The sequence below is a fragment of the Roseovarius sp. BRH_c41 genome (assembly GCF_000961715.1).
In the GTDB taxonomy this organism is placed as follows: Bacteria; Pseudomonadota; Alphaproteobacteria; order Rhodobacterales; family Rhodobacteraceae; genus Roseovarius.
In genome coordinates, this window is sequence record NZ_LADY01000056.1 from 77696 (window position 1) to 104461 (window position 26766).

General features: G+C 58.1%; 21 protein-coding genes and 1 pseudogene. 8 read left to right on the forward strand and 14 right to left on the reverse strand.

What is annotated here, in order from left to right; all coding sequences use genetic code 11:
* Position 1: 1 nt before the first annotated feature.
* Positions 2-2320, reverse strand: coding sequence for a xanthine dehydrogenase molybdopterin binding subunit (gene xdhB / locus VR71_RS16865; protein WP_045685857.1), 2319 nt, complete (start codon positions 2318-2320; stop codon positions 2-4).
* A 21-nt stretch (positions 2321-2341) separates the two neighbouring features.
* Positions 2342-3805 carry a xanthine dehydrogenase small subunit gene (gene xdhA, locus VR71_RS16870; protein WP_045685858.1) on the reverse strand — a complete coding sequence of 488 codons (1464 nt, stop codon included), beginning with the start codon at positions 3803-3805 and terminating at the stop codon, positions 2342-2344.
* Positions 3806-3963: 158 nt separating this feature from the next.
* Here xdhA and VR71_RS16875 point away from each other — a divergent pair, with 158 nt between their 5' ends.
* Positions 3964-4863, forward strand: a complete 900-nt coding sequence (locus tag VR71_RS16875; RefSeq protein WP_040650390.1) for a LysR family transcriptional regulator — start codon at positions 3964-3966, stop codon at positions 4861-4863.
* Positions 4864-4869: 6 nt separating this feature from the next.
* Here VR71_RS16875 and VR71_RS16880 read toward each other — a convergent pair whose 3' ends face one another.
* The 3 genes from VR71_RS16880 to puuE all read right to left on the reverse strand — a co-directional run bounded on the left by VR71_RS16880 (position 4870) and on the right by puuE (position 7689).
* The gene (locus tag VR71_RS16880) at positions 4870-5712 is read right to left on the reverse strand and encodes a bifunctional allantoicase/(S)-ureidoglycine aminohydrolase (RefSeq protein ID WP_045685859.1); all 843 of its coding nucleotides are present in this window, start codon (positions 5710-5712) and stop codon (positions 4870-4872) included.
* A gap of 82 nt (positions 5713-5794) precedes the next feature.
* A complete protein-coding gene (locus tag VR71_RS16885; RefSeq protein ID WP_045685860.1) occupies positions 5795-6280 on the reverse strand; it encodes an ureidoglycolate lyase in 486 nt (161 codons plus the stop codon).
* On the reverse strand, positions 6277-7689 hold the full coding sequence (gene puuE / locus VR71_RS16890) for an allantoinase PuuE (RefSeq protein ID WP_045685921.1): 1413 nt from the start codon (positions 7687-7689) through the stop codon (positions 6277-6279). Before puuE ends, VR71_RS16885 begins: the two co-directional genes overlap by 4 nt.
* Positions 7690-7836: 147 nt before the next feature.
* Between puuE and uraH the strand changes: the two genes are divergently transcribed.
* Positions 7837-8190, forward strand: a complete 354-nt coding sequence (gene uraH / locus VR71_RS16895) for a hydroxyisourate hydrolase (protein ID WP_045685861.1) — start codon at positions 7837-7839, stop codon at positions 8188-8190.
* On the opposite strand, the gene VR71_RS16900 is transcribed toward uraH, so the two are convergent.
* Entirely contained in the window at positions 8187-9107 is a 921-nt protein-coding gene (locus VR71_RS16900) for a LysR family transcriptional regulator (protein ID WP_045685862.1), read from the reverse strand. The two genes, uraH and VR71_RS16900, sit on opposite strands and share 4 nt — an antisense overlap.
* Before the next feature lie 100 nt (positions 9108-9207).
* Here VR71_RS16900 and VR71_RS16905 point away from each other — a divergent pair, with 100 nt between their 5' ends.
* On the forward strand, positions 9208-10443 hold the full coding sequence (locus VR71_RS16905) for a urate hydroxylase PuuD (RefSeq protein WP_045685863.1): 1236 nt from the start codon (positions 9208-9210) through the stop codon (positions 10441-10443).
* 286 nt (positions 10444-10729) lie between these two features.
* Here VR71_RS16905 and VR71_RS16910 read toward each other — a convergent pair whose 3' ends face one another.
* From VR71_RS16910 to VR71_RS16930, 5 genes are all read right to left on the reverse strand, one after another.
* The gene (locus tag VR71_RS16910; protein ID WP_009816832.1) at positions 10730-11035 is read right to left on the reverse strand and encodes a DDE-type integrase/transposase/recombinase; all 306 of its coding nucleotides are present in this window, start codon (positions 11033-11035) and stop codon (positions 10730-10732) included.
* 205 nt (positions 11036-11240) lie between these two features.
* On the reverse strand, positions 11241-12266 hold the full coding sequence (locus VR71_RS16915; RefSeq protein ID WP_009816833.1) for an AbrB family transcriptional regulator: 1026 nt from the start codon (positions 12264-12266) through the stop codon (positions 11241-11243).
* A complete protein-coding gene (locus tag VR71_RS16920; RefSeq protein ID WP_045685864.1) occupies positions 12250-13758 on the reverse strand; it encodes a tripartite tricarboxylate transporter permease in 1509 nt (502 codons plus the stop codon). Before VR71_RS16920 ends, VR71_RS16915 begins: the two co-directional genes overlap by 17 nt.
* Positions 13758-14225 (reverse strand): tripartite tricarboxylate transporter TctB family protein, encoded by a 468-nt coding sequence (locus VR71_RS16925; RefSeq protein WP_045685865.1) that lies wholly within the window; start codon positions 14223-14225, stop codon positions 13758-13760. Before VR71_RS16925 ends, VR71_RS16920 begins: the two co-directional genes overlap by 1 nt.
* Before the next feature lie 69 nt (positions 14226-14294).
* On the reverse strand, positions 14295-15260 hold the full coding sequence (locus VR71_RS16930; protein ID WP_045685866.1) for a tripartite tricarboxylate transporter substrate binding protein: 966 nt from the start codon (positions 15258-15260) through the stop codon (positions 14295-14297).
* Between the two features lie 174 nt (positions 15261-15434).
* Here VR71_RS16930 and VR71_RS16935 point away from each other — a divergent pair, with 174 nt between their 5' ends.
* The 5 genes and pseudogenes from VR71_RS16935 (at position 15435) to polA (ending at position 22368) form a co-directional block, all read left to right on the forward strand.
* Positions 15435-16109: a response regulator transcription factor gene (locus tag VR71_RS16935; protein WP_045685867.1), complete on the forward strand. Its 675-nt coding sequence runs from the start codon at positions 15435-15437 to the stop codon at positions 16107-16109.
* Positions 16090-18516 (forward strand): extracellular solute-binding protein, encoded by a 2427-nt coding sequence (locus VR71_RS16940; protein ID WP_296430516.1) that lies wholly within the window; start codon positions 16090-16092, stop codon positions 18514-18516. Before VR71_RS16935 ends, VR71_RS16940 begins: the two co-directional genes overlap by 20 nt.
* A gap of 225 nt (positions 18517-18741) precedes the next feature.
* A pseudogene (locus VR71_RS16945) lies at positions 18742-18888 on the forward strand (IS110 family transposase); the annotation flags it as partial.
* Between the two features lie 14 nt (positions 18889-18902).
* Positions 18903-19133 (forward strand): DsbA family protein, encoded by a 231-nt coding sequence (locus tag VR71_RS25585; protein WP_367118662.1) that lies wholly within the window; start codon positions 18903-18905, stop codon positions 19131-19133.
* A gap of 424 nt (positions 19134-19557) precedes the next feature.
* Positions 19558-22368, forward strand: a complete 2811-nt coding sequence (polA, locus tag VR71_RS16950) for a DNA polymerase I (protein WP_296430518.1) — start codon at positions 19558-19560, stop codon at positions 22366-22368.
* A 115-nt stretch (positions 22369-22483) separates the two neighbouring features.
* Here polA and VR71_RS16955 read toward each other — a convergent pair whose 3' ends face one another.
* The 3 genes from VR71_RS16955 to nirK all read right to left on the reverse strand — a co-directional run bounded on the left by VR71_RS16955 (position 22484) and on the right by nirK (position 26744).
* Positions 22484-24235 (reverse strand): OmpA family protein, encoded by a 1752-nt coding sequence (locus VR71_RS16955; RefSeq protein ID WP_296430520.1) that lies wholly within the window; start codon positions 24233-24235, stop codon positions 22484-22486.
* A 527-nt stretch (positions 24236-24762) separates the two neighbouring features.
* A complete protein-coding gene (locus VR71_RS16960; protein WP_009816843.1) occupies positions 24763-25512 on the reverse strand; it encodes an SUMF1/EgtB/PvdO family nonheme iron enzyme in 750 nt (249 codons plus the stop codon).
* A 14-nt stretch (positions 25513-25526) separates the two neighbouring features.
* The gene (gene nirK / locus VR71_RS16965; protein WP_040651177.1) at positions 25527-26744 is read right to left on the reverse strand and encodes a copper-containing nitrite reductase; all 1218 of its coding nucleotides are present in this window, start codon (positions 26742-26744) and stop codon (positions 25527-25529) included.
* Between the last annotated feature and the right edge of the window lie 22 nt (positions 26745-26766).

Sequence of the window (26766 nt, forward strand, 5' to 3'; positions counted from 1 at the left end):
CTTAGCACCCCCCTTGTAGGCGCGCGACCGCCATCAGGATGCGTTCGGGCGTCGCCGGGGCATCAAGGCGCGGACACTCACGATAGTCTGTCACTGAGGCCACCGCCATCGACAGGGCCTCGAACACCGAGATCCCCAGCATGAAAGGCGGCTCTCCTACGGCCTTGGAGCGCTTGATTGTCAGTTCTCGGTTCTCGGACCAATCGGCGAGCTTGACGTTGAAGATACGTGGCCGGTCCGACGCCAGCGGAATCTTATAGGTCGAGGGCGCATGGGTACGCAAACGCCCGGCATCATCCCACCACAATTCCTCTGTGGTGAGCCATCCCATGCCCTGAATGAACGCGCCCTCAACCTGCCCTTTGTCGAGAGCCGGGTTCAGCGAGAGGCCTACATCGTGCAAGATATCGCTCCGCTCGACGCGGTATTCGCCGGTCAGGGTGTCGATAACCACCTCGGAACAGGCCGCGCCATAGGCGAAATAATAGAACGGCCGCCCCTGACCCCTGGCGCGGTCCCAGTGGATCTTTGGCGTCTTGTAAAATCCGGCTGCCGAGAGCTGCACTCGCGCCATATAAGCCTGCCGGATGAAGGCGTCAAAGCTCATGACCTCTCGCCCGACATGCACTTCGTTCGGCTTGAACACCACCGAATCGGCGGCCACATCCCATTTCTCGGCAGCAAAGTGGATAAGACGGGCCTTGATCTGTTCCACCGCATCGAGGGCCGCCATTCCGTTCAGGTCCGAGCCGCTGGACGCTGCCGTGGCGGAGGTGTTGGGTACTTTCTCGGTGGTGGTGCGTGTTATCTTGATCCGTTCGAAATCGACCTGAAAAGCCTCGGCAACCACTTGCGCGACCTTGGTGTTGAGCCCCTGCCCCATCTCGGTTCCACCGTGATTGAGGTGGATCGAGCCATCATTGTAGACATGCACGAGGGCACCGGCCTGATTGTACCAGGTCGCAGTGAAGGAAATGCCGAACTTGACCGGAGTGAGCGCGATGCCTTTTTTCAGGACCGGAGAGGTGCGGTTGAAGGCGAGGATGTCCTGCCGCCTCCGGCGATACTCCGCGCCTTGTTCCAATTCGCTGACCAGTCGCTCGAGGATGTTGTCTTCGACCGTCTGGTGATAGGGCGTGACGTCGCGGCCGTCAGGGCCATAGAAATTCGCCTTGCGGATATCGAGAGGGTCCTGACCAAGGGCATAGGCGATCTCTTCGATCATCCGTTCGGCAGCGATCACGCCCTGCGGCCCACCAAAACCGCGGAATGCGGTATTGGACACGGTGTTGGTTTTCATTGGATGACTCTGAAGGCGCACATTCGGATAGAAATAGGCGTTGTCGGCATGAAACAGCGCCCGGTCCGTCACGGGCCCCGAGAGATCCGCCGAGAATCCGCAGCGCGCCGCAAAATCGCCTTCAACGGCCAGAATCCGACCTGTCCCGTCAAAGGCCACATCATAATCGATCACGAAATCATGTCGCTTTCCCGTCGCGGTCATGTCTTGATCGCGGTCGGGACGGATTTTGACGGCGCGGTTCCACTTCTTTGCGGCCAAGGCGGCGACAACGCAAAAGAGGTTCATCTGGCTTTCCTTGCCACCGAATCCGCCACCCATGCGGCGCACGTTCACCACAACTGCGTTGGACGGTACACCGAGCACATGGGCCACCATGTGCTGCGCCTCCGAGGGGTGTTGGGTCGAGCAATGCACGATCACGTCATCATCCTCGCCGGGAATGGCAAAGGCGATCTGGCCTTCGAGATACATGTGATCCTGTCCGCCAACATGCATCCGTCCCCTTATGCGGTGCGGTGCGGCGTCCTGTGCCGGGGTCACCGCACCGCGCGTCAGCGTCAGGGGGGCGGTGACGTAAGGATACCCCGCCTCCTGCGCCGCAATTGGGTCGAGCGCATGTGGCAACGGTTCATGATCCACCTTTGCCAGCTCGGCAGCGCGCCGGGCAAGATCGCGGGTCTCGGCGATGACGGCAAAGAGCGGCTGGCCGTGGAACTGAATGGTTTCGGTGGGGAAAACCGGCTCATCGTTGAGATTGGTGGGGCTGATGTCGTTGGCACCCGGTATGTCTGCAGCGGTCAGCACACCGACAACACCAGGCGCAGCACGGACTTGCGACAGGTCTATCCCGATCAGGCGGGCATGGGCCACGTCCGAGACGCCGAGATAAGCATGAAGCGCACCATCGGGCAGGGCGATATCATCGGTGAAATCCGCCTTGCCCGTTACATGTTTGGTTGCGCTGTCATGGATGCGACCGGTATGGACGGCCCCAATGAGTGAAACGGCGTCTTTCATAGTCTCGTCTCCTTCTCTGGGTCAGGTCATAGCGAGGCGCACGGGGGCATCCGTCGCGGCTGCGCGCTCCAGATAGAACCGACGCAGCAGGTTCTGGGCCGAAAGCATCCGATAGGCCGCAGAGGCGCGCCAATCGCTCAGCGGCGAGAAATCCTGGGTCAGGGCTTGTGCGGCGGCTTCGAAACTCTCGCGGACCCAAGGCTGACCTTCGAGAGCCGTTTCTGCCGCTGTGGCACGTCTGGGCGTGGCGGCCATTCCGCCGAAGGCGATGCGTGCCTTGTGGATGGTCCCGTTTGTCACGGTCATGTTTATGCCGACGGCCACGGCAGAAATATCCTCGTCACGCCGCTTGGAAATCTTGTAGGCCGCGTTCAGATCGTTCGGGCCGGGCAAAGGCACGCGAATGCTTTCGATGAACTCACCCGGCTGGCGGTCCTGCTTGCCATAGTCGATGAAGAAGTCCTGCAACCGCAACGTGCGGCGCTCCGGTCCCCGGCGCAGGATGATCTCTGCACCGAGGGCCATCAGCACCGGCGGTGCATCCCCGATAGGCGAGCCGTTCGCGATATTGCCGCCAACCGTGCCCATGTTGCGCACCTGCCAACCGCCGATGCGATCCCAATAGGACGACAGGTGCGGCAAATGCTCGGATAGAAGGTCGCGACACTCGGTATAGCTGGCGCCCGCACCGATCAGGAGATGCGCTCCCACTCTCTCGACGGTCTTCAGGTCTTCGAGGTGGTCCGTGAAAATGGCGGGCCCTATCACGCGCAGAAACTTCGTGACCCAGAGACCCACATCGGTTGCACCGGCCACAAAAGTCGCATCCGGGTAGGCGAGCAAGCAATCGGCAAGATCATCAATGCTGGCCGGCAGGATACTGAGATTGGTCTCGGGCCCGGAGACAACGCGCCTGTTGTCTTTCAACGCGGTTAGGCGGGAAATATTGTGCTCGCGCTCGGTGTTCAGATGATCCGAGGTGGGCGTACCGTAGCGGCTGACCGCAGCGGCGGCGCGAATGATCGGCTGATAGCCTGTGCAGCGGCACAGGTTGCCTTGCAGGGCGGTTTCGATCTGCGTTTCGGTCGGCTCGGGCACCTGCATCCAAAGCGCATAGAGAGACATAACGAAGCCGGGGGTGCAGAAGCCGCATTGGCTTGCGTGATGCTCGACCATCGCCTGTTGCACCGGGTGCAAGCGACCATCCGGGCCGGCAAGATGTTCGATCGTGACAACGTGACACCCATCGACCGAGGCAAGAAACCGAATGCAGGCGTTAACCGGCACATAATTGAGGCCTGACGCGTCGAGACGGCCGACAAGGACGGTGCAGGCGCCGCAATCGCCTTCAGCACAACCCTCCTTGGTGCCCGTTAGGCGGCGCTCCAATCGCAAATAATCCAGCAGTGTCCGGCTCGCCTCTACGTTGGGCACGCACATGTCGTGACCATTGAGAATAAAGCGGACATCGGTGCGATGCGTCATGGTCTCCTCCCACTAAGCGGGCCTTGCGGCCGATGAACATGGATCACCATAGAAGCAAGGATTTGCCGCGACAATCACCGGAATCGGCAAACACTTTCAACAAATCGTTGAAAAAAGCGCCGCGACGGTGCAGGCTGGATCGGAGCTGGAGAAAGTGTATGTCGTATATAGAGAGCTTGCGGGTCTTTGTCAGGGTCATGGAATTGGGCAGCATCACCTCGGGTGGTCGTGATCTGCGGCTGACCCCGGCAGTAGCCAGCAAGCGCCTGAAGGAACTCGAGAAACGCCTTGGTGTGCGGCTTTTCAACAGGACCACCCGGTCGATGATGCCAACCGAGGTGGGCACGGTCTTTTACGAGGAAGCCAGAGCTGTGCTGCTCGCGCTCGACCATGCCGAGGCACGCGTGGCGAGCTTCTCTGAAGTGCCCCGGGGCGCAATTCGTATTACCGCACCGCTCGGAGTCGGGCGCAGGATCGTTGCGCCATTGGTGCCGGAATTCACCGACCGCTATCCGGAAACCGAGATTAGAATGCGGCTGTCGGATCGCAAGGTCGATATTCTTGCCGACGGTCAGGATGTTGCGTTCTTTGTCGGAGACCCCGGCGAATCCACCATGAAACTGCGCAAGTTCGCTGATTGTGATCGTGTGCTTTGTGCCGCGCCAAGCTATCTGACGCGGGCTGGCATACCCAGGACGCCGGACGACCTAATGCACGGCCATAACTGTCTCTTGCTGCGATACCCGAGGTCGCCAGAGTATTTCTGGACATTGCGCACGGATATGGGAGCGCGCAGGCTTGACGTCCAGGGCAAATATGACGCCGACGACGGCGACGTTCTGACCGATTGGGCGCTAGCGGGTCGAGGGATCGTGAACAAACCACGATTTGATATCCGTGAGCATCTGGAAAGTGGCCGGCTGGTCGAAGTTCTCCCCGACACGCCGCCGATGCCGACGATCTTTGGCTGTCTTTATCCGCACAAGAAGCTTCAGGATCCCAAGGTGCGGCTTTTCGTCGAGTATATCGCGCGGCAGTGTAAACGCTATTTTGCCTGAGGTGTCTCAGATGTCGCGAAAGGCTCCGGGCGGACGCAGCGGCATGTGCCGGTTCACGTCCTTGTAGAGCAAATAGCGGAAGCGGCCTGGACCACCAGCATAGCATGCCTGCGGACAAAAGGCGCGCAACCACATGAAATCGCCTGCCTCGACCTCGACCCAATCGGTATTCAACCGGTAAACCGCCTTGCCTTCGAGCACATAGAGTCCGTGCTCCATCACATGCGTTTCCAGAAAGGGGATCACCGCGCCCGGTTCGAATGTCACCACAGTCACATGCATGTCGTGGCGCAAGTCGGCGGGATCGACAAACCGAGTCGTTGCCCATTTCCCATCGGTCCCCGGCATCAGCGTGGGCGTGATGTCATTTTCGTTGAGAACAAGAACATCCGGTACATCAAGGCCCTCAACGGCCTCATAGGCCTTGCGGATCCAGTGAAAGCGCAAGGGCGCGTGGCCTTGATTGTGCAGGGTCCAACCGCTGGACGGCGGCAGGTAGGCATAGCCGCCTGGCGTCAGTGTGTAGGTCGTGCCGTTCACGTTGAGCGTTGCTGTGCCCTCGACCACAAACAGCACACCTTGTGCCTGCGCACAAGTCTCGGGACGGTCCGAGCCGCCACCGGGCTGCACCTCCATGATGTATTGCGAGAAGGTCTCGGCAAAGCCACTCATGGGCCGGGCGATCACCCAGAGGCGGGTCTCTGTCCAGAAGGGCAGAAAGCTGGTCACGATATCGCGCATCGTGCCTTTCGGGATCACCGCATAGGCCTCGGTGAACACGGCGCGGTCAGTCAGAAGTTGGTCTTGTCCGGGGTGCCCCCCGTGGGGTGCAAAGTATTTGTTGTTCATGGATCATCCCGATTGTCTAAGGTTCTGTAACGATGTGCGGTGCGATGGCGACGAGCGATCCGGAAAATGATCGCTTTCGCGATCATTGCGTCACGATGATCTCGCGGTCGAACCAGTGCTCCTCAAGGTTCGGCCCCGTGCCGACGCGGTCGATGACAGTGAAGAGGCCCGGCTCTGCCAGGGGGCACAAAACGCCGTGCCAGATGCCGCGATGATAGTTCACGCCCTGCCCCGGCAGAGTTAGAAAGGCGAGCGGTTGGCCCGGTCCACCATCCACGTCGGGGGCGACGACCACGAGAAACGGCGCGTCGGTCATCGGCAGAAACGCCTGACTGCCGTCGGGGTGGCGTTCTACAAGATCCAGCCTGAAGGGCAGGCTGCGCGGTTCGGCTTTGAACAAGCTGATGCCGGCGCGGCCATCGGAAAAATCGAGCCGTGCGCGATCATGAAAGCGACCACACATCCCAGCGTTGATGATCAAGTCGGGCGGACCACTCGTATCGAGAACGTCGCCAAAAGGCGCAAACGCCTCTCCGGTCAGCGGCCGGATTTTAACGATCTCGGTCATTGAGCAAAAATCTCCTGCAGCCGAATTTCCGCGATGCGCTCGACCTGACGGCAGGCCTCTGCGAATTCGGTGGCACGATCGTTTTCTATTCGACGCCGGAAGGTCGACAGGATCGAGGCCTTGCTGTGGTCGCGCACCGCGATGATGAAGGGAAAGCCGAACTTGGCGGTATAAGCATCGTTCAGCGCGGTGAAGGTGGACCGCTCTTCGTCCGTCAGCATGTCGAGCCCGACCCCGGCTTGCTCTGTCGTGCTCTCGCGGGTGAGGCGGCCCGCCGCCGCCAGCTTGCCAGCAAGATCAGGATGGGCGATCAGAACAGCAAGGCGCTTGTCTTCGGCTGCGGAACGGAAGATCCGGGCAAGGGCATTATGCACCCCCGCCGCATTGTCGTGGGTTGGACCGAGTTCAAGATCATATGCCGCATCTGCGATCCACGGACTATGCTCGAAGACTCCGCCAAACGCAGCAACAAACCCCTGTCGGTCCATCGCAGAGGGGCGCAGGGCCCGCGTTGGCGGATGCTCTTTTGCCCAATGGTCGGCGATCTGCGCGCGTGTGGCGAACCAGACACCTTCGTGGGCGAGGAAATGCTCAAGCGCGCGCTTGAGAGCCAAGGCCCGGCCCGGACGCCCGGCAAGGCGACAATGCAGACCAATCGAAAGCATCTTCGGTGCGCCGGCCTGCCCCTCGGCATAGAGCATGTCGAAGCTATCCTTCAGGTAAGTTTCGAATTGCGCACCTGTGGTGTATCCGGCCTGAATCGCAAAGCGCATGTCGTTGCAATCCATGGTGTAGGGAACAATCAACTGATCCTTGCCGCCGGCCCTCACCCAATAGGGCAGATCATCCGCATAGCTGTCGGCGATATAGGCAAAATCACCTTCTTCTGCAGCGAGGTCGACCGTGTTCATGGAGCATCGTCCGGTATACCAGCCTCGCGGGGGGGTCCCCACAACTTCGGTGTGCAGGCGGATTGCCTCGCGAATTTGCGCGCGCTCCTCCTCGGGGCTCATGTCCTTGTGTTCGATCCATTTCAGACCGTGGCTTGCGATCTCCCATTCCGCTCGTTTCATCGCCGCAAGTTGCGCGGGCGCGCGTGCAAGCGCGGTGGCGACGCCGTAGACGGTGACCGGCAGATCCTTCAACAGGCGGTGCACGCGCCAGAAGCCAGCCCGGCTACCGTATTCGTAGATCGATTCCATATTCCAGTGCCGCTGCCCCGGCCATGGGGCGGCGCCGGTGATTTCGGACAGGAACGCTTCCGAGGCGGCGTCACCGTGCAGGATGTTGTTCTCGCCGCCCTCTTCGTAATTGAGAACAATCTGGACGGCGATTTTCGCTCTGTCGGGCCAGTTGGCGACTGGAGCGTGCTCGCTATAGCCGGTCATGTCTCGTGGATATCGTGTCATGCCATGGTTCTCCTGTTCCGATCTATTCATAAACCAGAAAATCTGAGATGTTTTTCAAAAAGAATGCGAAGCTGTGTTTTGGCAGAGTGGATTTGCCTCACATGCGGCAACCGGTTTAGAAGCATCTGAGCTTGAGGAGGCTTCAGAATGACCGGTTATCTCACGACGCATGTTCTAGACACCGCACGCGGCTGCCCCGCTGAGGGGCTGAAAATCGAGCTTTTCCGGATCGAAGACGCAGGACGGGTCTTGCTGAGAACGCTTGAGACAAATGGGGATGGGCGCACTGACAGGCAAATTCTGCCAAAGGATGAGTTTGCCACGGGCACATATGAGCTTGTGTTCCACGTCGGGGACTACCTCATGGCCTGCAATACCCCGCCGGAAGAACCGCGCTTTCTCGACGTCATTCCAATCCGTTTTGGCATGTCGGAGGCGTCGCATTATCATGTGCCACTTCTGCTATCGCCCTTTGGCTATTCTACGTATCGAGGCAGCTAACGCAAAGTTTCCGTAGTCTTGATCATGGCCGCGATACGCTCGACCATGAATTCCATGAAGAGACGCGTTTTTGGGTCTTGCCAGCGGCGATGCGTAAAGAGGCACGCCATCTGGATCGGCTCCGGTGGGGTGCGGGTCGCCACCGGAATGAGGGCTCCGGCCCTCAGGTGCTCGGCAATTTCGAAGATCGGTTTCAGCGCAACTCCCTGCCCTGCCAATGCCCAGTCTGTCAGCACATCGCCATCGTCGGATTCGCAGCGCCCGGAAACGCGAAATCGCTTTGGGCCATCGGGGGTCGAGAGCAGCCATTGAAACTCAGTCGCGCCCGGAAAGCGCAGGTTGAGGCACTCATGCCCGTCCGCGATCAGGTCGTCACCACTCTCGGGAAGTCCTCTTTTTGCAACGTAATCTGGCGAGGCGCAGAGAATGCGTGCGACATCCGCAATCTTGCGGATGCGCAGGTTGCTGTCTTCGGGTTGGCCAAGGAAGAAAGCGAGATCCAACCCCTCGGTTGTCAGATCGACCTTGCGGTCGGTGAGTCTGAGCCGCACCTTGACCTCTGGATAAGCTTGCAGGAATTCAGGTACTTGGGGCGCTATCAGCCGTCGGCCAACACCCAGAGGCGCCGCCACGTAGAGCGACCCTTTCGGGTTTTCTGTCATGTTGACGATCTGCGCCTCGGCGCGTTCGACCGCCTCTAGGATTTCGCTCGCGCCGCTGTAAAAGGATTGCCCCTGTTCCGTCGGTGTCAGACTGCGGGTCGTGCGCTGAAAGAGGCGCACGCCGAGGTGCTCTTCCAGTTGTGAAATCCGCGAGGAGGTGACAGCGGGGGAAATTCGCAGATCGCGCCCGGCGGCGGACATGCTCCCCAGTTCATAGACGCGGACGAAGGTGCGGATGTTGTCGAGATAGGACATTGTTCTGGATTTTTTGATGCTGCTTGGCTTTTCTTAGTCATACCAGAGCAATTCGATCTCGCCTAGAGTACTCGGGACTTTGACACTCGGGAGGCTGGCAATGTACGATCTCGCAATTCTTTGGGACTGGATCGCCTTTTCCGTTCGCTGGCTGCATGTGGTGACGGCGATGGCATGGATCGGCGCATCGTTCTATTTCATCGCGCTTGACTTGATGCTGAAACCAAACGCTGCCCTGCCCGAAGGGGCGCATGGCGAGGAATGGGAGGTGCACGGTGGAGGGTTTTATCACACGGTCAAGTATCTTGTGGCGCCGGCGCGGATGCCAGAGCATCTGACTTGGCACAAATGGCAGAGCTACGCGACATGGCTCTCCGGCGCGGCGCTTATGATGATGCTTTATTGGGTGGGGGGTGAGCTTTATCTGCTCGACCCGACCAAGGCCAACCTGGGGCTCTGGCAAGGAATCCTTATTTCAGGCGGTTCCCTGACGGTTGGCTGGCTGGCCTATGACAGTTTGTGCAAATCCCGCCTTGGCGCGCGGCCGACGGTGCTGATGCTGCTGCTGTTTGCCATTCTTGTCGCAATGTCCTGGGGGTATCACCAGATCTTTACCGGGCGTGCCGCGCTCTTGCATCTGGGAGCGTTCACAGCAACGATCATGACCGCCAATGTGTTTTTTCAGATCATGCCGAACCAGCGTATCGTGGTGGCTGACCTCAAGGCGGGTCGGATGCCTGACGCCAAATATGGCCAAATCGCCAAGTTGCGTTCAACCCATAACAACTATCTGACTTTGCCGGTCGTGTTCCTGATGCTCTCCAACCACTATCCGCTGGCCTTCGCCACGGAGTATGCGTGGATCATCGCATCGCTGATCTTCCTGACCGGCGTGACCATCCGACACTATTTCAACACTCTGCACAAGACTGGCACGGGCCCGCATTGGACATGGGCTGTTACAACGCTGTTGATGGTGCTGATCGCATGGCTTTCAACCTTCTCTGGCGACGACACCTTTGACGCGGCAGAAGCCCGCACTCTGACACCCTATGAACAGAAGTTCGCAGCCGCCGAGAGCTTTGAGGATGCCTATGTCGCCGTTGTGGGCAACTGCTCGATGTGTCATGCACGCGAGCCGTCTTGGGGCGGGCTGCATTGGGCACCCAAAAACGTGTTTCTTGAAACCGAGAGCGACGTGGCCCGCCACGCCGGGCAGATATATATGCAGGCCGGGCTGAGCCACGCGATGCCCCCACCCAATGCGATCCAGATGAGTGCAGGGTCACGAAAGACCATTGTGACATGGGTTCGCGAAGTCCGTGAGTTGGATTAGTCGCATACCTTTCCCACACCGCAAGCCAACCCGATCATCTTGGCCGACACAGCTCCGAACTTGGGAACAATTTCAACGGCCAGCGACTGGGTTCTGCCTGTGGGCGTGGGCAAAACTTGGTGGCCGATGGGATGCGCTGGGGTTTTGGAACGAGACCGGGCCCATCATGGATGTTCCGATTTTTGTTGAGACGGGTCCGTTGCAATAACTTAGTCTTCGCGTGCTGAGAGCGGGCGGCGGTGTTTTTCACGCGGCTTCAGTGAAGAGTTTGGCCACAAAGTCGATCTCATTCGCGACCTCGATCCTGCAGGTCCCGGACCGTCTCCTGCGCCTGCCGCAGAAAAGCCCTTGCTGCCTTGGCATTGCGCCTTGCCGTCAGGCGAAAGTCAATCAATTGGCCAATTTGGTCGACGGCTCGCCCTAGAGAGCACCAACGTCCGCCGACCCGGATATAGGTCTCGTCGACATGCCACTGCAGCCCGCGCCACGAGCGGTGTGCGCCATAAGCCCGTTTGCGGACCTCGGGACCGAACTTGCGAACCCAGCGATGGATCGTAGAGGCATCGACCGTCACTCCGCGCTCGGCCAACATGTCGCGCACATCCCTGTACGGCAACGGGTAGCGACACTACCAGCGCACTGCCATACGGACGATCTCACGAGGAAACCGGTGCCGTGTGAACGGAGTCTTACCGTGCCCCATCGGCTCCTCCATCATCGAAAAAGAGACCAAGCTACTGCTTCGCCAAGTTAAGGCAACGGACCCCTTTTAAGGTATTTAGATAGCTGCTCTCATCTTATGGATCAAAGCGTCTCAGACATATTGGGATCAAAATAACCAGCAGCAGAATTCGGGCGAAATGATGTATTGCGACGTAGGCAGGGTCATAGCCTAATGCCAAACCAATTGCCGCCATCGCTTCGACCCCGCCGGGCGCAAATGCGATCCAGATTTGTGCAAGAGGCAATCCCGTAAAGACGTGAGTGATACCGGCGAAGCAGAGCGACACCACGACCGCTGATCCTACCAGCAAAAGCCCTGCCCCAGATAATTGCATGAGCTTGGAAAGCTTGATGGAGGTCAGTCTCGCACCCAACGCTGCTCCGGTAATGATGAAGCTCGCGTTAACCGCCCAGACGGGCGCGGGTCCTTGCGCCAATCCCGCGACATGGGCGCCAGCGCTCAGTAACATTCCAAACAACAAACACGCCGCAGGGATGCCCATGCGCGAACCCCAAAGTCCCAAAGACAGTGCCGTAGAAACAAGCAGAGCGAGAGGTAAAAGGCCCATCGATGCCATTGGTAAAAATATTCCGTCTGCATCCAGTAGCATGGCAACGGGTGGAACGACCGACACGAGGACCAGCAAGCGGAACATTTGTAAAATCAGGATGGTCGTCGCGTCTCCTCGTCCTTCAAGCGCAAGCGCAATTGCATTTGACATCGTTCCGGGGCTCGTTGCGAGAATGGCGGTATCGCTGTCCATCCCGAAAAGTCTCTTTAACAAAAGCGCGCCCGTCATCAGTGTCGTCCAGAGGCACACCAGCAACATAGTGAGGCTGACTGACCAAGCACCAATTTGGCTAAGTGCTTCAGCCTCGACCCCGGCGCCCAGTGAGATGCCGATCACGCAAAATGCTAGGTCGCGGAGGCGTTGATGAACGGCCAACGAGATGGGAGTAACTGCTGCCACCGCAACCGTAAGAGTGGACCCGATCAAAGCTGCTGCTGGAAGGCCAAGGCCAAGAGCCAGAACGCCACCGCCCCCACCAAGGGTGAGCGCGACGACATGTGGCTTCAACTTACTAAGCAGCGGCGGCACGACGTGCCCTGCGGGACAACCAAATCGGAGCAAATACCACTGCGAACGCAAGGATATAAAGAACAAGACTTGTCCAATCCTCTGTCAGGATCGCCCAATCGCCGCCCGAAATCGACAAAGCGCGGCGCAAGTTGTTTTCAAACAGCGACCCCAAGACAAAGCCGAGAATGACTGGAGCCAGTGAGAACTCCAGCTTGCGCAGGAACCAGCCAAACACCCCCAAGGCCGTGATCAGGAACAGATCATGCGGGTTGCCCACGATGGTATAGATTCCAATGAACGCAAGGATCGCAATCAGCGGCGTCAGATAATGGTGCGGGATGGTTAGCAGCCGTGCGAACAGACCGACGAGTGGCAAGTTGATCACTAGAAGGGCGACGTTGCCGATATACATGGACGCCACAAGGCCCCATGCAATCTCTGGCTTTTGCGTGAACAGGAGCGGACCAGGCTGCACGTTGAACATCAAGAGTGCCCCCAGCAAGATCGCCGTGGTCCCCGAGCCGGGAATACCAAGCGTCAGCATTGGAACCATCGCCCCGCCCGCAGCTGCGTTATTTGCCGCTTCGGGGGCGGCAAGACCGCGAATGTTGCCAGTACCAAAGCTCTTCGCTTCCTCCGGTCCCGCCAGACGCTTTTCAGTGCCATAAGCAACCGCTGAGGCGACCGAAGCGCCGGTGCCAGGTAAGACGCCGATGATAAAGCCGATCAAAGAGGACCGCAGGATTGTCCAGCGCAGCTTAATGATATCGGCGGCCTGCACAAAACTTTTGTCGACAGGCAAGGACTTGAGCGTCCCTTTCACTTGCTGTTCTACCAGGTGGAGCAGTTCGGCCATCCCGAACAAGCCGACCACGACAATCAGGAAGTCAATGCCTGCAAGCAGGTCAGGAATCCCGAACGTATAGCGCGGCACGCCAGTATTGGCGTCGATGCCAATGGTGGCCAGCATCAGCCCGATGAGGGCGCCGAGCAATGTCTTGACAGTGCTTTTGCCAACGAGTGAGGCCAGAGATGCAAATGCAAAGACCATCAACGCCACGTAGTTCGCAGGTGAAAAGCCAACGGCGACGGATGCGAGGAGCGGACCAAAGAGTGTCATCAGGACGACCGCAATCGTGCCTCCGATAAAACTTGCCACAGCCGAAGTAGATAGGGCTTTGCCAGCCTCGCCGCGCAAGGCCATCGGGTGACCGTCAAGGGTCGTCATGACTGCGCTCGCATCACCAGGCACGTTGAGCAGGATCGAAGAAATTCGCCCACCATATTCTGCGCCGTAGTATATACCGGCGAGCAAAATAAGCGCGCTTTCGGGCGGGAAGTTTAGGCCATAGGCGATCGGAAGCAGGATCGCGACGCCATTGATTGGCCCAAGCCCCGGAAGTGCGCCAATGAGCGTGCCAAGGAAACAGCCGACCATCACCAAAAAGAGGTTAAAGGGGTCAAGTGCTACGGAGAAGCCCGTCGACAGGCCTGAAAGAATCGCATCCATTATTCAGCGTCCCCGCGAAAGAATTCTAGTGCAGCCTTGACCGTTTCGCCTTCTGGCAAATTAAGGCCCATGAGCGTGAAACAGAGCAAATAGCCAAACACGCCTACTCCTAAGCCAAAGGCCAAGGCCCCAAGCCGCGGCGCGCCCAGCGTCAGGGCAACGATCGTGCCGAAGAGAATTGTCGAGATGATGAAGCCGAGCGGTTCATAGAGTTCGGCATAAGCAAACAGCAACACCACCATCAGGGCGATCCTGAACCAAGTGTATTTTGTAACCGCAAAGGATTCGGCGTCCGGACGCCAAAGTATATAAAGAATGCAAGGAATAGCGGCTCCGGCAAGAATGCGCGGCCAGCTTTCGGGACCCAGAGGGTCGTATTGGAACGGCGCTTGGATCAACGTCCACGCGATATAAGCGTAGGCTAGTGTCACGATCAGCAGAAAGCTGGCGAAAAGACGGTCGGCCATGGACTGCCTCCTTGGCAAAATAGCGACAAGCCGCCGCCACTTGGGCGACGGCCGATCGGATTAGTCAGATCAGTTGAGCAAGCCTGCTTCTGTACTGATTGTGCGCAGAAGGTCCATGTTGGTCGAGATTGCAGCAGTCAGGTCGTCACCCGCGAGATTAAGCGGCAACAGGCCTTTTTCTGCCTGCACTGTCGCGAATTCTGGCGTTGCGTAAGCTGCCTCGAATGTCGAAACCCAAGCATCATAGTCTTCGTCAGAAACGTCGCCGCCCATGTAGAAGCCACGCATGATGGTCCATTCGACATCAAAGCCTTGCTCTTTTGCGGTTGGGATCTCTGCGAAGATACCGTCAAGGCGCGCCGGAGACATCGACGCAAGAACGCGCATTGTGCCGGCTTCGAGATGTGCGGTCATTTCGCCCATGTCGCCAGTGTAGACGCCAATGGAACCACCCAAAAGTGCTGCGATCGCGTCGCCGCCGCCATCAAACGCAACATAACGCATCGCTCTTGGATCGCCACCAGCACCACGCAGCAATAGCGCAGCTTTCATCCAATCCTGTGAGCCAACGGATCCACCGGCACCGATCACAACCGATGCAGGATCCGCGCTAAAGTCTGCCATAAGCGCGCTCAGGTCCTGATATGGGCTATCTGCACGCACGATTACAGCGCCGAAGTCAGCACCGGCAGTTGCCACCCAGCGAACATCATTTTCATCAAACTCGCCGTATTTGCCCGTCACAATGTTCAAAAGCGAACCCGTCGAAAATGCAACAATTGCACTTGCGTCGTCGGTCCGCGTGGTGTTGAAAAGGCTATAGGCAACTGCGCCGATACCGCCGGGCATGAAGCTTACTTCCATTGCGGTTCCCAACTGTGGCGCCAAGCCTGTTTGCGCAATACGACAAGTCAGGTCAAAACCACCACCTGGGTTCGCAGGTGCGACACATTCTGGTCGAGTGATTTCGGCAAAAGCTGGCACAGCCAGAGTTGCGGCAACGGCAAACGCGCCGCAGAGGCGGATCAAAGTCATTGGGGTCTCCTCCCTTTTGAGACAAGCGGGTTTGTCCCACCACGAAGGGACCTTACAGAGTGATGCTGACAAAAACCTGAGCTGTTTCTGTGGCAAGGCTGACTCAAAACTGACGCGAAGCTGACAGCAACAAAACGGCTATCGCAAACACACCTTGACTCATAGACTATGACTATGAGGATCCTTTTGATCGAAGATAATGAAGAATTGGCCGGCACGATCGTTGATCGTCTGCGGGTCGAAGGCCATTGTGTAGACCGTGAAAGCGACGGGAACGAGGCCAACGACCTGCTTCGCCACTCCCTGTTTGATATCATCCTACTGGACGTCAACCTACCAGGCAAAAGCGGATATGAAATTCTGCGCTCTTTGCGCGCCCGCGGCGATGCCACGCCTGTGCTGATCCTGACGGCGCGGTCCCAAATCGACGAACGAGTGGTCGGCTTGGACGCAGGTGCGGACGACTATATGGTCAAACCCTTTGATTTTAGGGAATTGCTTGCCCGATGCCGCGTCCTTGCGCGCCGACGCTCTGGAACAGCCAGCAATATCTTTGTTGCAGGCGGGCTGTCTTTCGACAGAGCAGCAAAGCGTGCCATTGTTGCAGGAAAAGATGTCGATCTTCGCGCCCGCGAAGTTCAACTGCTTGAGATATTGATCGACAACCTTGGCCGGATGCTGACCAAGGAGGAGGTTGCAGACAAACTTTACAGTTTTGACGAAAGCCCAAGCATGAACGCCGTCGAACAGATTGTCACGCGACTGCGCCGCAAACTGCATGATACGCCACTCGTGATCAAAACCGCTCGTGGCCTAGGCTATATGGCCTATGTTGCCGATGACGAGTAAAACGCGCAGCTATTCACTTCAACGTCGCCTTTTGTCTCTGATGGCGCTGGGATTTATGGCCCTTTTATTGATCATTTCGCTGTTGCTTTGGAACTATGCACGCGGGGCCGCAAACCGGACTTACGACCTCTTGCTGGCGGGGGCGGCGTTGGCTGTCTTGGAGCGCGTATCACCCGGTCCTAATGGCCCTTCGATCGACCTGCCGTCTTCGGCCATGGAAATCCTCGCACTCGCGCCCGATGACCGGGTCGTCTACCGGGTTTTTTCGCCTGATACGGGGGTGATTACAGGCACCACTGATCTGCCGGTTCCTTCGGATATGGCGTTGCAGGCAACACCGGTCTTTTTTGATGCACCTTATGGCGATCCATTCCGTTTCGTCTTACAGGGGCGTCAGATGAATTCGCCAGATGGGCGACTTTGGGTTGCAGTCCAGATCGGCCAGACCCTTGAAGCAAGGCACGCGCAGCAATTGTCTCTTTTCTTGAACGGAATGACGGGCTTGGCCGGCATCTCATTGATCGGCCTTGGGTTTGTCTGGCTTGCGATCCGACGCGCGCTTTCTCCTTTGCGCCAGATCGAGGCCGATTTAAGCGCGCGTTCGCCCGGCGACCTCACCCCTGTCGAGGAGGCCTCTCCGAGTGAAATCAGCGGTCTTTTTGACGCGATCAACGGCTTTATCGTCCGCCTTGACCGAAACCTAAAACTGACCGAAGGCTTTATCGCCGATGTCGCGCACCAGATCCGCACGTCGCTGTCTGCGCTCCAAGGCCATTTGTCGTTGGCGGTCGACTCCAAGGATCCGAAGAAAATGCATGCGCGTCTTGTCCGGGCCGAACTGCAAGCCGAGCGGACTGTGCGTTTGACCAATCAGCTTTTGGCGAATGCTATGGTGATCCACAGGTCCGACCGCGCGACATTGAAACCGATCGCCCTAAAACCTGTTGTCCGTGACACAGTTGCCGAAATGCTCCGTGACAGTCGTATGCGCAAAATCATTGTGACCTTTGATGCGGATCAGGTTGCGGACGGGGAGGACATAGTTATTGCGGACGCTCTGTCGATCCGCGAAGCCCTGCGCAACCTCATCGACAATGCGATCCGCCATGGTCCGCCCGACAACACGATCGACATCACACTGGGCATCGAAGATGATGCATTGGCGCTGAAGGTCGAAGACGCAGGACCCGGGATTCCCGAAGCTGACCGTGCACGCGCCACAGAGCGGTTTACATCCATGCGGCAAGACACCGCCGGATCGGGCTTGGGCCTTGCTATCGTGCAGGCGGTCGTCGATGGACATCACGCGAAGTTGCGCTTCGGGACCGCGCGCAAAGGGGGTCTTTCCGTGATGATCGCTTTTCCAAGAGCCATCGGGCGTGCCGCCACATCACTGTTTATCATCATCGCTTTGGCTTTAGGATTGGTTGTGCCCGACGGGGCAGTTGCGCAGACGATTACAATATTTAGCGCCACTGACACCCCCGCGATGGCCCCTGTTATCGCAGAATTCGAAGCGCGCAATCCCAGTGTGACGATTGTGTATGAAGAATACCAGACAGTTGCGCTGCACAAGGCGATGTTGGCTGGTGCGGCACCTGACGTGGTTATCAGCTCGGCGATGAACCTACAGGTCGATCTGGTTAACCGGGGTATTGCGCGGCGGCTCGATATGCCCGAAGCCGAAGCTCTGCCAGAGTGGTCCACTTGGCGCTCCGAACTTTTTGGTTTTACTTTCGAACCAGCCGTTATCATCTACAACAGCGAATTATTTACCCCCGAGTATCTGCCCAAAGAACACCGTGAACTGGCCAATTTTATTCGCGACAACGCAATAACGCTGGAAGGGCGCATCGGCATTTATGACCTTCGCGGCTCTGGAATTGGTTATCTTTTTGCCACCCAAGATGCTGAACAGGGGATGCAGTCGCAGCGGATCACCGAGATCCTTGGTCAAAGTGGCGTTCGGACATTTTGTTGCACCTCGGATATGGTGGCGGCGACCGCATCAGGCGAAATCTCGCTTGCGATCAACGTGATTGGCTCTTATGCGATGTCTCTGGCCGCTCAAGACCCACGCGTGGGGGTGCACTTCTTGTCGGATTACAATCTTGTCATGGCCCGCAGTGCGTTTATACCCAAAATCGCACCCAATCCTGCAGCTGCCGAACTCTTTGTAAGATTCTTGATCTCCGAAGACGGACAGCACGTCGTCGCAACCCAATCGCAACTCATTCCGATCCTCGAGGTCGCAGAAATCGAAAGCTGGGCCTTCTCTCAATTGCGTGCGCAAAAGGGTAGTTTCCTGCCCATTCGCCTCGGGCCTGGTCTGCTAACCTATCTCGACAATCTCAAAAAGAGCAATTTTTTGGAAGGATGGGACGCCTCAGTGCGGCGTTCACGATGAAAGCTATTCGATTAGCCGGTCCCGTCGCGCTCGGTTTATAACGTAAAGCTAATTTGAGATTTATTTCGAACCCAAAGCCGACTTTTGAACAACATGCAGCATTCGCCAAAATGGGTTCGAACCGGACCTCCGCCGCAATAGGCACCAAGGTCCGCTAGTGGAATGTACCGGCTGCTTCACCCGGCAGGTTAGGCTGAGCCTATTTCTGCAAACAGGAGAAGTAGCATGGCAAAGAACGACTTTGATGAACTGATGTCGCTAGGGATCGATATTGGCAAAGACACATTCCACTTGGTGGGTTTGGATCAGGCGGAGCGGGCCCTGCGGAAACAGATCAAGCACCTCGCGTTAGTCGCGACATTAGAAAAGCTGTTTATCTCAGACGATTGGCCGCCGATCAGGGCATAGACGGAGACCGTCTCTTGCATGATATGAACTCTACCCGAGTAGCACAGAGGCTGAACCAATCCGCGAGGCTGGCCCGGCAACTGGGCTTTTATGGCTCGCCTGGTTTCGTGATCGGCCGACCTGTCATTCTGGGAAACCTGACAACACGTCAGTTGCATCGCATTCTGGTCATGGAACGGGCTGAACCTATGCCCTATCCGTGCCGGTGAACCGCGGTGTCAGATGGATGCAAAATCTTTAAAGATCATCTTTGGTGTTGAAATGGGTTTCAGGGGTATTCCGGATGCCGGTCCGGGCTCTCTGGGTTTTGGGGCTGGTTTTGCCATCTTGCGCCTCCGCTGATCTGCGGCTACCGGCCAAACTGCGCCTGACCGGCGCTGCGGGTTTAATTTCGTGCGGAGGCACAGGGCCTGAAACGACTACTTTAAAATCACTGAAAAACTTGGGCAGACCGCCCTCCGCAACCCCAGTGTGTCAAGTCGAGGCGGTTTGATCTACGGGGCAGTTGGAAAAACTGTGTCGCCAATTCGGGGAAAATGTGGCGACATCATGGCAGAGCATGAACTGTCTGGAAGTGGCGGGCACTTCGTGGCACACCGTCAGACGTAATTCAAACTGTTGAGCGGGGCTCTCATGACCATGCAATTCGGAAAAGGCTGTCACCTGCATCTGATTGATGGCTCGTCGTTCATTTTCAGAGCCTATCACGCGTTGCCACCGCTCACGCGCAAATCCGACGGACTTCCCATCGGGGCGGTGTCAGGCTTTTGCAACATGCTGCAACGCTATGTAGAAGGGAATAACGGTCCTGACGCGCCGACCCATGTGGCGGTGATTTTCGACAAGGGCAGCCACACGTTCCGCAACGATCTCTATCCCGAGTACAAGGCCAATCGCGAGGCGATGCCCGAGGACCTGCGTCCGCAGATCCCGCTGACTCGTGAGGCGACCCGCGCCTTCAACATCGCATGTGAAGAAATCGAGGGCTTTGAGGCGGATGACATCATCGCCACGCTCGCCTGTCAGGCGCGCGATCTGGGTGGGCGCGTGACGATCATCTCGTCTGACAAGGATCTGATGCAGCTTGTCGGTAACGGCGTTGAGATGCTGGATGCAATGAAGAACCGGCTGATTGATGTCGACGGCGTGCGTGAGAAATTCGGCGTGACCCCGGATCGCGTGGTCGATGTGCAGGCTTTGGCCGGGGATAGTGTCGATAACGTGCCAGGCGCGCCGGGGATCGGGATCAAGACTGCGGCGCTCCTGATCAACGAATACGGCTCTTTGGAGGCGCTTCTGGACCGCGCCGGGGAAATCAAGCAGCCGAAGCGCCGCGACACCCTGATTGAAAAGCGCGATCAGATCGAGATGTCCAAGCGGCTTGTGCAGCTCGACTGCAACACACCGCTTGAGTTCACGCTTGACGATCTCGAGGTGCGCGATCCTGATCCGGAGGTTTTACTGGGCTTTCTGGCGCAGATGGAGTTTCGCACCCTGTCGAAACGCATCGCGGATGCCTTGGGTAAAGACGCACCTACCATTCCCGAACCGAAGCCACAGCAAGCGGCGGATGAGGGGCAATCCGTCGCGGATTGGCCTGCAATAGAGCCTGAAACCTACGAGCGCGTTTCGGATCACAAGAGCCTCGACGCGTGGATCGCAGCGATCCGGTCGCAGGGCTATGTGGCGGTTGACACCGAAACCACCTCTCTCAATGAAATGCAGGCTGATTTGGTGGGCATATCCCTCGCCATCGCACCGGGCCGGGCCTGTTATATCCCGCTGACGCATAAGGACGGCGCGGCGGATGACCTCTTTGGGTCTGACAAATTGGCCGAGGGGCAAATGCCGGTTGAAGATGCCCTCGCCGCCCTTAAGCCTGTTCTTGAGGATGCTGCCATCCTCAAGATCGGCCAAAACATGAAATACGACGCCAAGATATTTGCCGCGCGCGGTATTACGGTCGAGCCGATCGACGACACGATGCTGATGTCCTATGCGCTGCATGCGGGGTTGCATGGTCATGGTATGGACGCGCTGTCAGAACGGTATTTGACGCATACGCCGATTCCGATCAAATCGCTGCTTGGGTCTGGCAAAACTGCTGTGACGTTTGACCGTGTGCCGGTTGATGAGGCGGTGAAATATGCCGCTGAGGACGCAGATATCACCCTACGTCTCTGGCTGACCTTCAAGCCGCAACTCCACCGCGCCCGCGTTACGACGGTCTATGAAACGCTAGAGCGCCCTTTGGTGCCGGTTCTGGCCCAGATGGAACGCTACGGTGTCAAGGTTGATCGCGCTACGCTGCGTGCCATGTCGGGCAAGTTTGCTCAGAAAATGGCAGCGTTAGAGTCTGAAATACACGAGCTAGCGGGGCGTAGCTTCAATGTCGGGTCGCCCAAGCAATTGGGGGAAATCCTGTTTGATGAGATGGGCCTTTCTGGCGGCGAGAAAGGTAAGACCGGGGCATATGCGACCGGCGCAGATGTGCTTGAAGACCTCGCGACCGAACACGAGTTGCCGGCGCGTGTGCTTGATTGGCGGCAGTTGAGCAAGTTGAAATCGACCTATACCGATGCGCTTCAGGATCATATCGATCCGGGTACGGGACGGGTTCATACATCCTATGTCCAAGCGGGGGCGAACACGGGGCGCCTCGCCTCGACCGATCCCAATCTGCAGAACATCCCCGTGCGGAGCGAGGAGGGTCGCCGTATCCGCGAGGCCTTTGTTGCCGCGTCTGGCCACCGCCTTGTCAGTCTCGACTACAGCCAGATCGAGCTACGCATTCTCGCGCATGTGGCGGAGATAGAGACGCTCAAGCAGGCGTTCAGAGAGGGGCATGACATCCACGCCATGACGGCATCAGAGATGTTCAATGTGCCGCTGGACCAGATGACGCCCGAGATTCGCCGCCAAGCCAAGGCGATCAATTTCGGGGTTATCTATGGGATTTCGGGCTTTGGCCTCGCGCGCAACCTGCGCATCCCGAGGTCCGAGGCCCAGGGCTTTATCGACCGGTACTTCGAACGCTTTCCGGGTATCAAGGATTACATGGACGCGACGGTCGCCTTTGCCAAGGAACACGGCTATGTTCAGACTCTGTTTGGCCGCAAGATCCACACCCCCGAGATTTCTGCCAAAGGTCCGCGCGCCGGTTTTGCCCGCCGTGCGGCGATCAATGCGCCGATTCAGGGCAGCGCCGCCGACATCATTCGCCGCGCGATGATCCGAATGCCGGACGCGATTGAAGGGCTGCCCTGCAAGATGCTCTTGCAGGTCCATGACGAGTTGATCTTTGAAGTGGCCGAAGAGGCTACAGACAGGCTGATCGAGATTGCGCGCGATGTGATGCAGGGAGCGGCAAGCCCGGCGGTGCATCTCGATGTGCCTTTGGTCGTGGATGCGGGACAGGGTGTGAACTGGGCAGAGGCGCATTGAGCCTCGCAAGGCTTACCGACGCTCAGGCTTACCAAAGCGGCTAGGGAGCGCAGACCGCAAGGAACGATAAACGTCAGGGGTGTTCTCATGGTCGCGTTCCCTATCTCTTGTTCCTTTACCGCGCTGCGTTCTGAACCAGGGTCGTGATCCGGCGCACGGCGACACGGCGGTTCAATCGCTCGGCCTCTTGAGTGGGGATCTTGAGGTAACTTTCTCCATAGCCTTGGACAACCATATTTTCTGCAGGCACGTCGAAATACTCGCTAAAGGCCAAGGCCACAGATTCCGCGCGGCGATCAGACAACAGCAGATTGTAACCGGGTGCGCCGACAGCATCGGTATAGCCCTCGATGAGGAACAATTCAGTCGGGTCTTCTGCAATGAGATCGCGCATCATCACCCCCATCTCGCGCAGATTTTCTGCCTGAGAAGGCTGAATCGCCGCGGAGGCAGTGGCGAAAGTGACATTCTGCAGATTGATTTCTGGGCTCAGTTGACGGACCTCGACGGTTTCACGCACTTGACGCAGGCTGAATGTGCGGTCGATGTCGCCTCGATCAGCGGCAAGCAGGGCGCGGCGCAGGGCGTCGCGGTCGCTGGCGGCCTGATAGTCGAAGGAGTCATAGGCGGGCTTGGGCAGGTTGCGGACCTCGACCGGCTCAAAGCTGCGGGTGTCGTCAAACAGCAGATACTCGCGCCCGTCGGGGTCAACCTGTACTCGTCGCAGCACGCGGCCAGTTGCATCGCGGATGGTGATGATTTCAGAGCCATCGGCGCGCATCACATTGCTGCGGGTTGATCCGTCGCTGAAGCGTTCGGTGCGAACCTCTGATCCGGGTTGGCGCAGGAGGGCATCGTCGTCCTTGAGGATTTGGTACTCGTCATTCTCATCGACAACGACAACCCGGTCGCCTGTGTTCGATTCTACCCGCTTGTTGTTCAACACGAGCGCGCCCACGACCGCCGCGCCAAGGGCGACCAATCCGGCACGTTGCAAATCACTCATCCCGTTGTCGTTATTGGCCTGTTCCGCAGTGGTTTGTGCGGATGTGGTCGCCGCGTCAGGGGCGTCGGCCTTAAACTCTTCGTCACTGGAACGGCTTGTTTCTTCGGTCACAGTCTCGGTCGTCACGTCAGCGGATGGTTCGCTGTCTGTTTCGGCGGCAAGGGCTTGGGTAGACCCACTCTCGGCAATGGGAAGCGTGTTTTCAGCAGGCTCGTCTTCTGCTGATTGGGTCTCTGTGCTTGGTTCGCCGTCTGCTTCTTGTGCGTCTTGAGTTTCGGCAGAGGTTTGCGCGTTAGATTCGGGCGTTGCCTTTGCGTCCTCATTCGCCTCTGCTGCATTAGTGTCAGTTGCGACGTCGGCCTCTGCCTCGGCAGCTTCTGCTTCAGCAGCGGTGTCTTGGGCGGCCTGCGCCTCTGCTGCGGCGTCTGCTTCGGCTTGTGCCTCTGCGGCAGCCTCTGCTTCAGCAGCGCTGTCTTGAGCGGCTTGCGCCTCTACTGCGGCGTCTGCTTCGGCTTGTGCCTCTGCTTCTTTAGCGGCTTCGGCCGCAACATCTGCTTCGGCTTGCGTTTCCGGCGCTGCTTCTGCTTCGGCCGGCACCTCTGGGTCTTCGGCCGGCTGCTCCTCAGAGGCGGCTTGTGTCTCAGATTCGCTTGCGGCCGTCGCTTTGAGTTCGGCAATGTGCAGATCACACGTCAACTCATCAAGGATCTGCGCTTCGGCGCAGATTTCTTCGGGAGTTTGAATTGGGATTTCTTGCACAGCTTGTGCGTCCGAATTGGATTGTGCCACCACGGGATAGGGTTGAAGCAGGGAGAGGGCGATCATGATCGCCGTCGTCGATTTCAGAGATTTGCCGGTCATGTCGTTTCCTCGCATTGAAAGATAAGAAGACTTGCGCCGCGCCGGGCCTTACATGAAAAGGCCCTTCTGACTGGGTCCGTCAAGGCCAGGTGGCGGAACAGTGTCGATTGTGTCAGCGATTCGGCGATACCCCGCCAATTTAAGAGTACATTTCGGCAATGAAGCGCTCTTGGGTGTCCGCGAACGGTTGTCAAAGGCGCAACGGCCACCCCCTGCCACAGGTGTGCCGCGACCTTTGCAAGCTAAATCAACTGGGTCGGCCTTACGCGGATGCAGGTTAGTGCTTGGGGTCTCAAATTGGGGGACAAGGGCCGCGAGGTGATCTGAACTTTCGTGATGAATGAGACAGATGACATAACATCGGGCAAGTGCGCGAGCTACGGGACCAAGCGGTCACCCCACATGAGGGCAACACCGGCCCGTGCCAAAGGGCCTTACACTTGGCAAGGGTCTGGTCTGCACATCGCGGACCGCGGACGGTTCGGTCCCCTTTCTCCTCGCTCGAAAGGAGCCGAAGGCAGGCCGAATTAGAGTGGACGATCTGTGACTACGCGCATGCCGAGGTGGGCCGGTGGACTACCGACAGCGCAGCCGCCGCGTGCCGGGTCGCGGACGAGGTAGGACATCGCAGCGACGTGTTCGCCTCCAACGAAAAAGGCAGGACAGCGGTCTAGATCCACAACTTCGGAGACCCCGGAGTAACAGTCCTGCGTCCATTCCCAAACGCTGCCATCAAGGTCTGCAATGCCTTCGGGCGATGTTGAGAAGCTGCCTTGGGGTTTGAGGGCACGGGGTGCTGTGCCCTTGGTAAGATAGGTCGATGCCCATGTCAGTGATGGATCGGTGAATACCGGGTCGGTGGTTTTGGGAAGCACCGACGCTGCCATGACAGTCCACTCCTCTATGGTCGGTAAACGATAGGAATTGCCCGGAACCTTGTTAATCCAGGCGATGTATTCCTGAACATCCGGATAGCTGAGGCCGGTTGCAGGCGTAACTGCCGGATCGTGGCCGGGACGGGCGCGAACTTGCAGGCTGCACGCCCCCTGAGCCACGCAGATGGACCACTCAGAAATCGTCACCTCATAGCGCTGCACGTAGAGCAGATGCCCATCTGGAAACACCACCGGCTGATGCGCCATGAGGGGCGCCGAGGTCGGTTCGGGGCCGCGCTGCGTAAGCGCGACCCCGGTGATGGTCGCCAACAAAAGCCCAAGTGCCACGAAACGAAGGGACGTTCTGAACAGCGATGGACGGTTTGCGGCGGCGGTTGTCATGTCAAACTCTCCGGTTATGTGGCAAAGGCATGGGGGGCGACGACTTGTTCCATCAATCCGTTGTCCCAATCGCCCTCGACGACGAAGTGAGCGGTTGCGCCAAGCATCGCGCCTTCGATTAGGTTGTGGTTCACATAGGCGTAAACGCCCGGTTGTTCGAAGGTGTACATCGCCGCCACGGCGCTGCCGCCACGCACGAACCATGTTTCCATGCCGGTCATCGGTGCGTCGGTGAACGAGCTTTCCCAGACAAAATTGCCGTGCCCTCCGATCAAGTGCGGACGCGAGTCGCGGTTCGCTTGATTGTGGATCATCAAGACAGTCTCGCCGACCTTGGCCCGTAGCGCGCGCTCTCCGGTCAGGGCTCCGACTGCGCCGTTGAACACCGAATGCGTCGGGGTCAAGGTACGCATCGCATTGAGGCTGTCAGCATAGTCGTCACCGGCAGCCTCATAGCTGCGGAAATCGCCGTTCTCATCCATCGGCAGGTAGTAATCCTGTTCTCCGATATAGGCGATGCTGTCGTAGTTGAGTGGGTTGCCGTTGCCGTCTCTCAGGCCATCGCGTGGCAGAACCATGACAGCGCCGTTCATTCCATGTGTAACGTGGTAAGGGATCATCGCGCCACCGGGTGCGCAGTGGTAGGTAAAGCAGCCCGGTTTGGTCGCTTTCCAGCGCAGAATGGTTTCCTCACCGGGATAGACATGGGTCAGGCCGCCGCCGCCCAAAGCGCCGGTGGAGGCGTGAAAGTCGATGTTGTGTTCCATCATGCTGTCTGTTGGATTGCGCAGCGTCAGTTCGACCATGTCGCCTTCGTGGCAGATGATAAGCGGGCCGGGGACCGAACCGTTGTAGGTCAGCGCCCAGATTGATGCGCCGGTATCTTCGTCCACCACCATCAGGCGTTCCGTGGTTTTCATGGTGATCTCAATGATCTTGGGTCCACCTGTGGCAACCTGCTCGTGCGCGGGAGCAAAGGGTGGTGCGACCAACTCTTGTCTGACCCGCGTATAGCCAGAGAGATCGGCCGGTTTGGCCGTGGTTTCGGACAGTTGTTGGCTGGCGGCCTTGTAGAGGTTGGCGGATGTCGTATTGGCCTTAGTCAGCCTTGGTGCGCGCGAGGCTGCCATTGCTCCGGCCCCGACCACAGCAGCTGCGCCAGCGAGCACAGTTCCCCGCAGAACGTTTCGACGGCTGGTTTTAACAAGTCCGGGATTGATGATTTTGGTCATGGTGTCCTCCATGAGGTTGATT

Excerpts from the sequence above, each read along its gene's own strand:
- VR71_RS16875 (WP_040650390.1), top strand. The coding sequence starts at position 3,964 with ATGTCGTATATAGAGAGCTTGCGGGTCTTTGTCAGGGTCATGGAATTG.
- VR71_RS16960 (WP_009816843.1), bottom strand. The coding sequence starts at position 25,512 with ATGACAACCGCCGCCGCAAACCGTCCATCGCTGTTCAGAACGTCCCTT.
- VR71_RS16925 (WP_045685865.1), bottom strand. The coding sequence starts at position 14,225 with ATGGCCGACCGTCTTTTCGCCAGCTTTCTGCTGATCGTGACACTAGCC.
- xdhB (WP_045685857.1), bottom strand. The coding sequence starts at position 2,320 with ATGAAAGACGCCGTTTCACTCATTGGGGCCGTCCATACCGGTCGCATC.
- VR71_RS16910 (WP_009816832.1), bottom strand. The coding sequence starts at position 11,035 with ATGTTGGCCGAGCGCGGAGTGACGGTCGATGCCTCTACGATCCATCGC.
- VR71_RS16885 (WP_045685860.1), bottom strand. The coding sequence starts at position 6,280 with ATGACCGAGATCGTTAAAATCCGGCCGCTGACCGGAGAGGCGTTTGCG.
- VR71_RS16955 (WP_296430520.1), bottom strand. The coding sequence starts at position 24,235 with ATGACCGGCAAATCTCTGAAATCGACGACGGCGATCATGATCGCCCTC.
- VR71_RS16930 (WP_045685866.1), bottom strand. The coding sequence starts at position 15,260 with ATGACTTTGATCCGCCTCTGCGGCGCGTTTGCCGTTGCCGCAACTCTG.
- VR71_RS16920 (WP_045685864.1), bottom strand. The coding sequence starts at position 13,758 with ATGGATGCGATTCTTTCAGGCCTGTCGACGGGCTTCTCCGTAGCACTT.
- uraH (WP_045685861.1), top strand. The coding sequence starts at position 7,837 with ATGACCGGTTATCTCACGACGCATGTTCTAGACACCGCACGCGGCTGC.
- VR71_RS16880 (WP_045685859.1), bottom strand. The coding sequence starts at position 5,712 with ATGAACAACAAATACTTTGCACCCCACGGGGGGCACCCCGGACAAGAC.
- puuE (WP_045685921.1), bottom strand. The coding sequence starts at position 7,689 with ATGACACGATATCCACGAGACATGACCGGCTATAGCGAGCACGCTCCA.
- nirK (WP_040651177.1), bottom strand. The coding sequence starts at position 26,744 with ATGACCAAAATCATCAATCCCGGACTTGTTAAAACCAGCCGTCGAAAC.
- VR71_RS16935 (WP_045685867.1), top strand. The coding sequence starts at position 15,435 with ATGAGGATCCTTTTGATCGAAGATAATGAAGAATTGGCCGGCACGATC.
- xdhA (WP_045685858.1), bottom strand. The coding sequence starts at position 3,805 with ATGACGCATCGCACCGATGTCCGCTTTATTCTCAATGGTCACGACATG.
- VR71_RS16905 (WP_045685863.1), top strand. The coding sequence starts at position 9,208 with ATGTACGATCTCGCAATTCTTTGGGACTGGATCGCCTTTTCCGTTCGC.
- VR71_RS16900 (WP_045685862.1), bottom strand. The coding sequence starts at position 9,107 with ATGTCCTATCTCGACAACATCCGCACCTTCGTCCGCGTCTATGAACTG.
- polA (WP_296430518.1), top strand. The coding sequence starts at position 19,558 with ATGACCATGCAATTCGGAAAAGGCTGTCACCTGCATCTGATTGATGGC.
- VR71_RS16940 (WP_296430516.1), top strand. The coding sequence starts at position 16,090 with ATGTTGCCGATGACGAGTAAAACGCGCAGCTATTCACTTCAACGTCGC.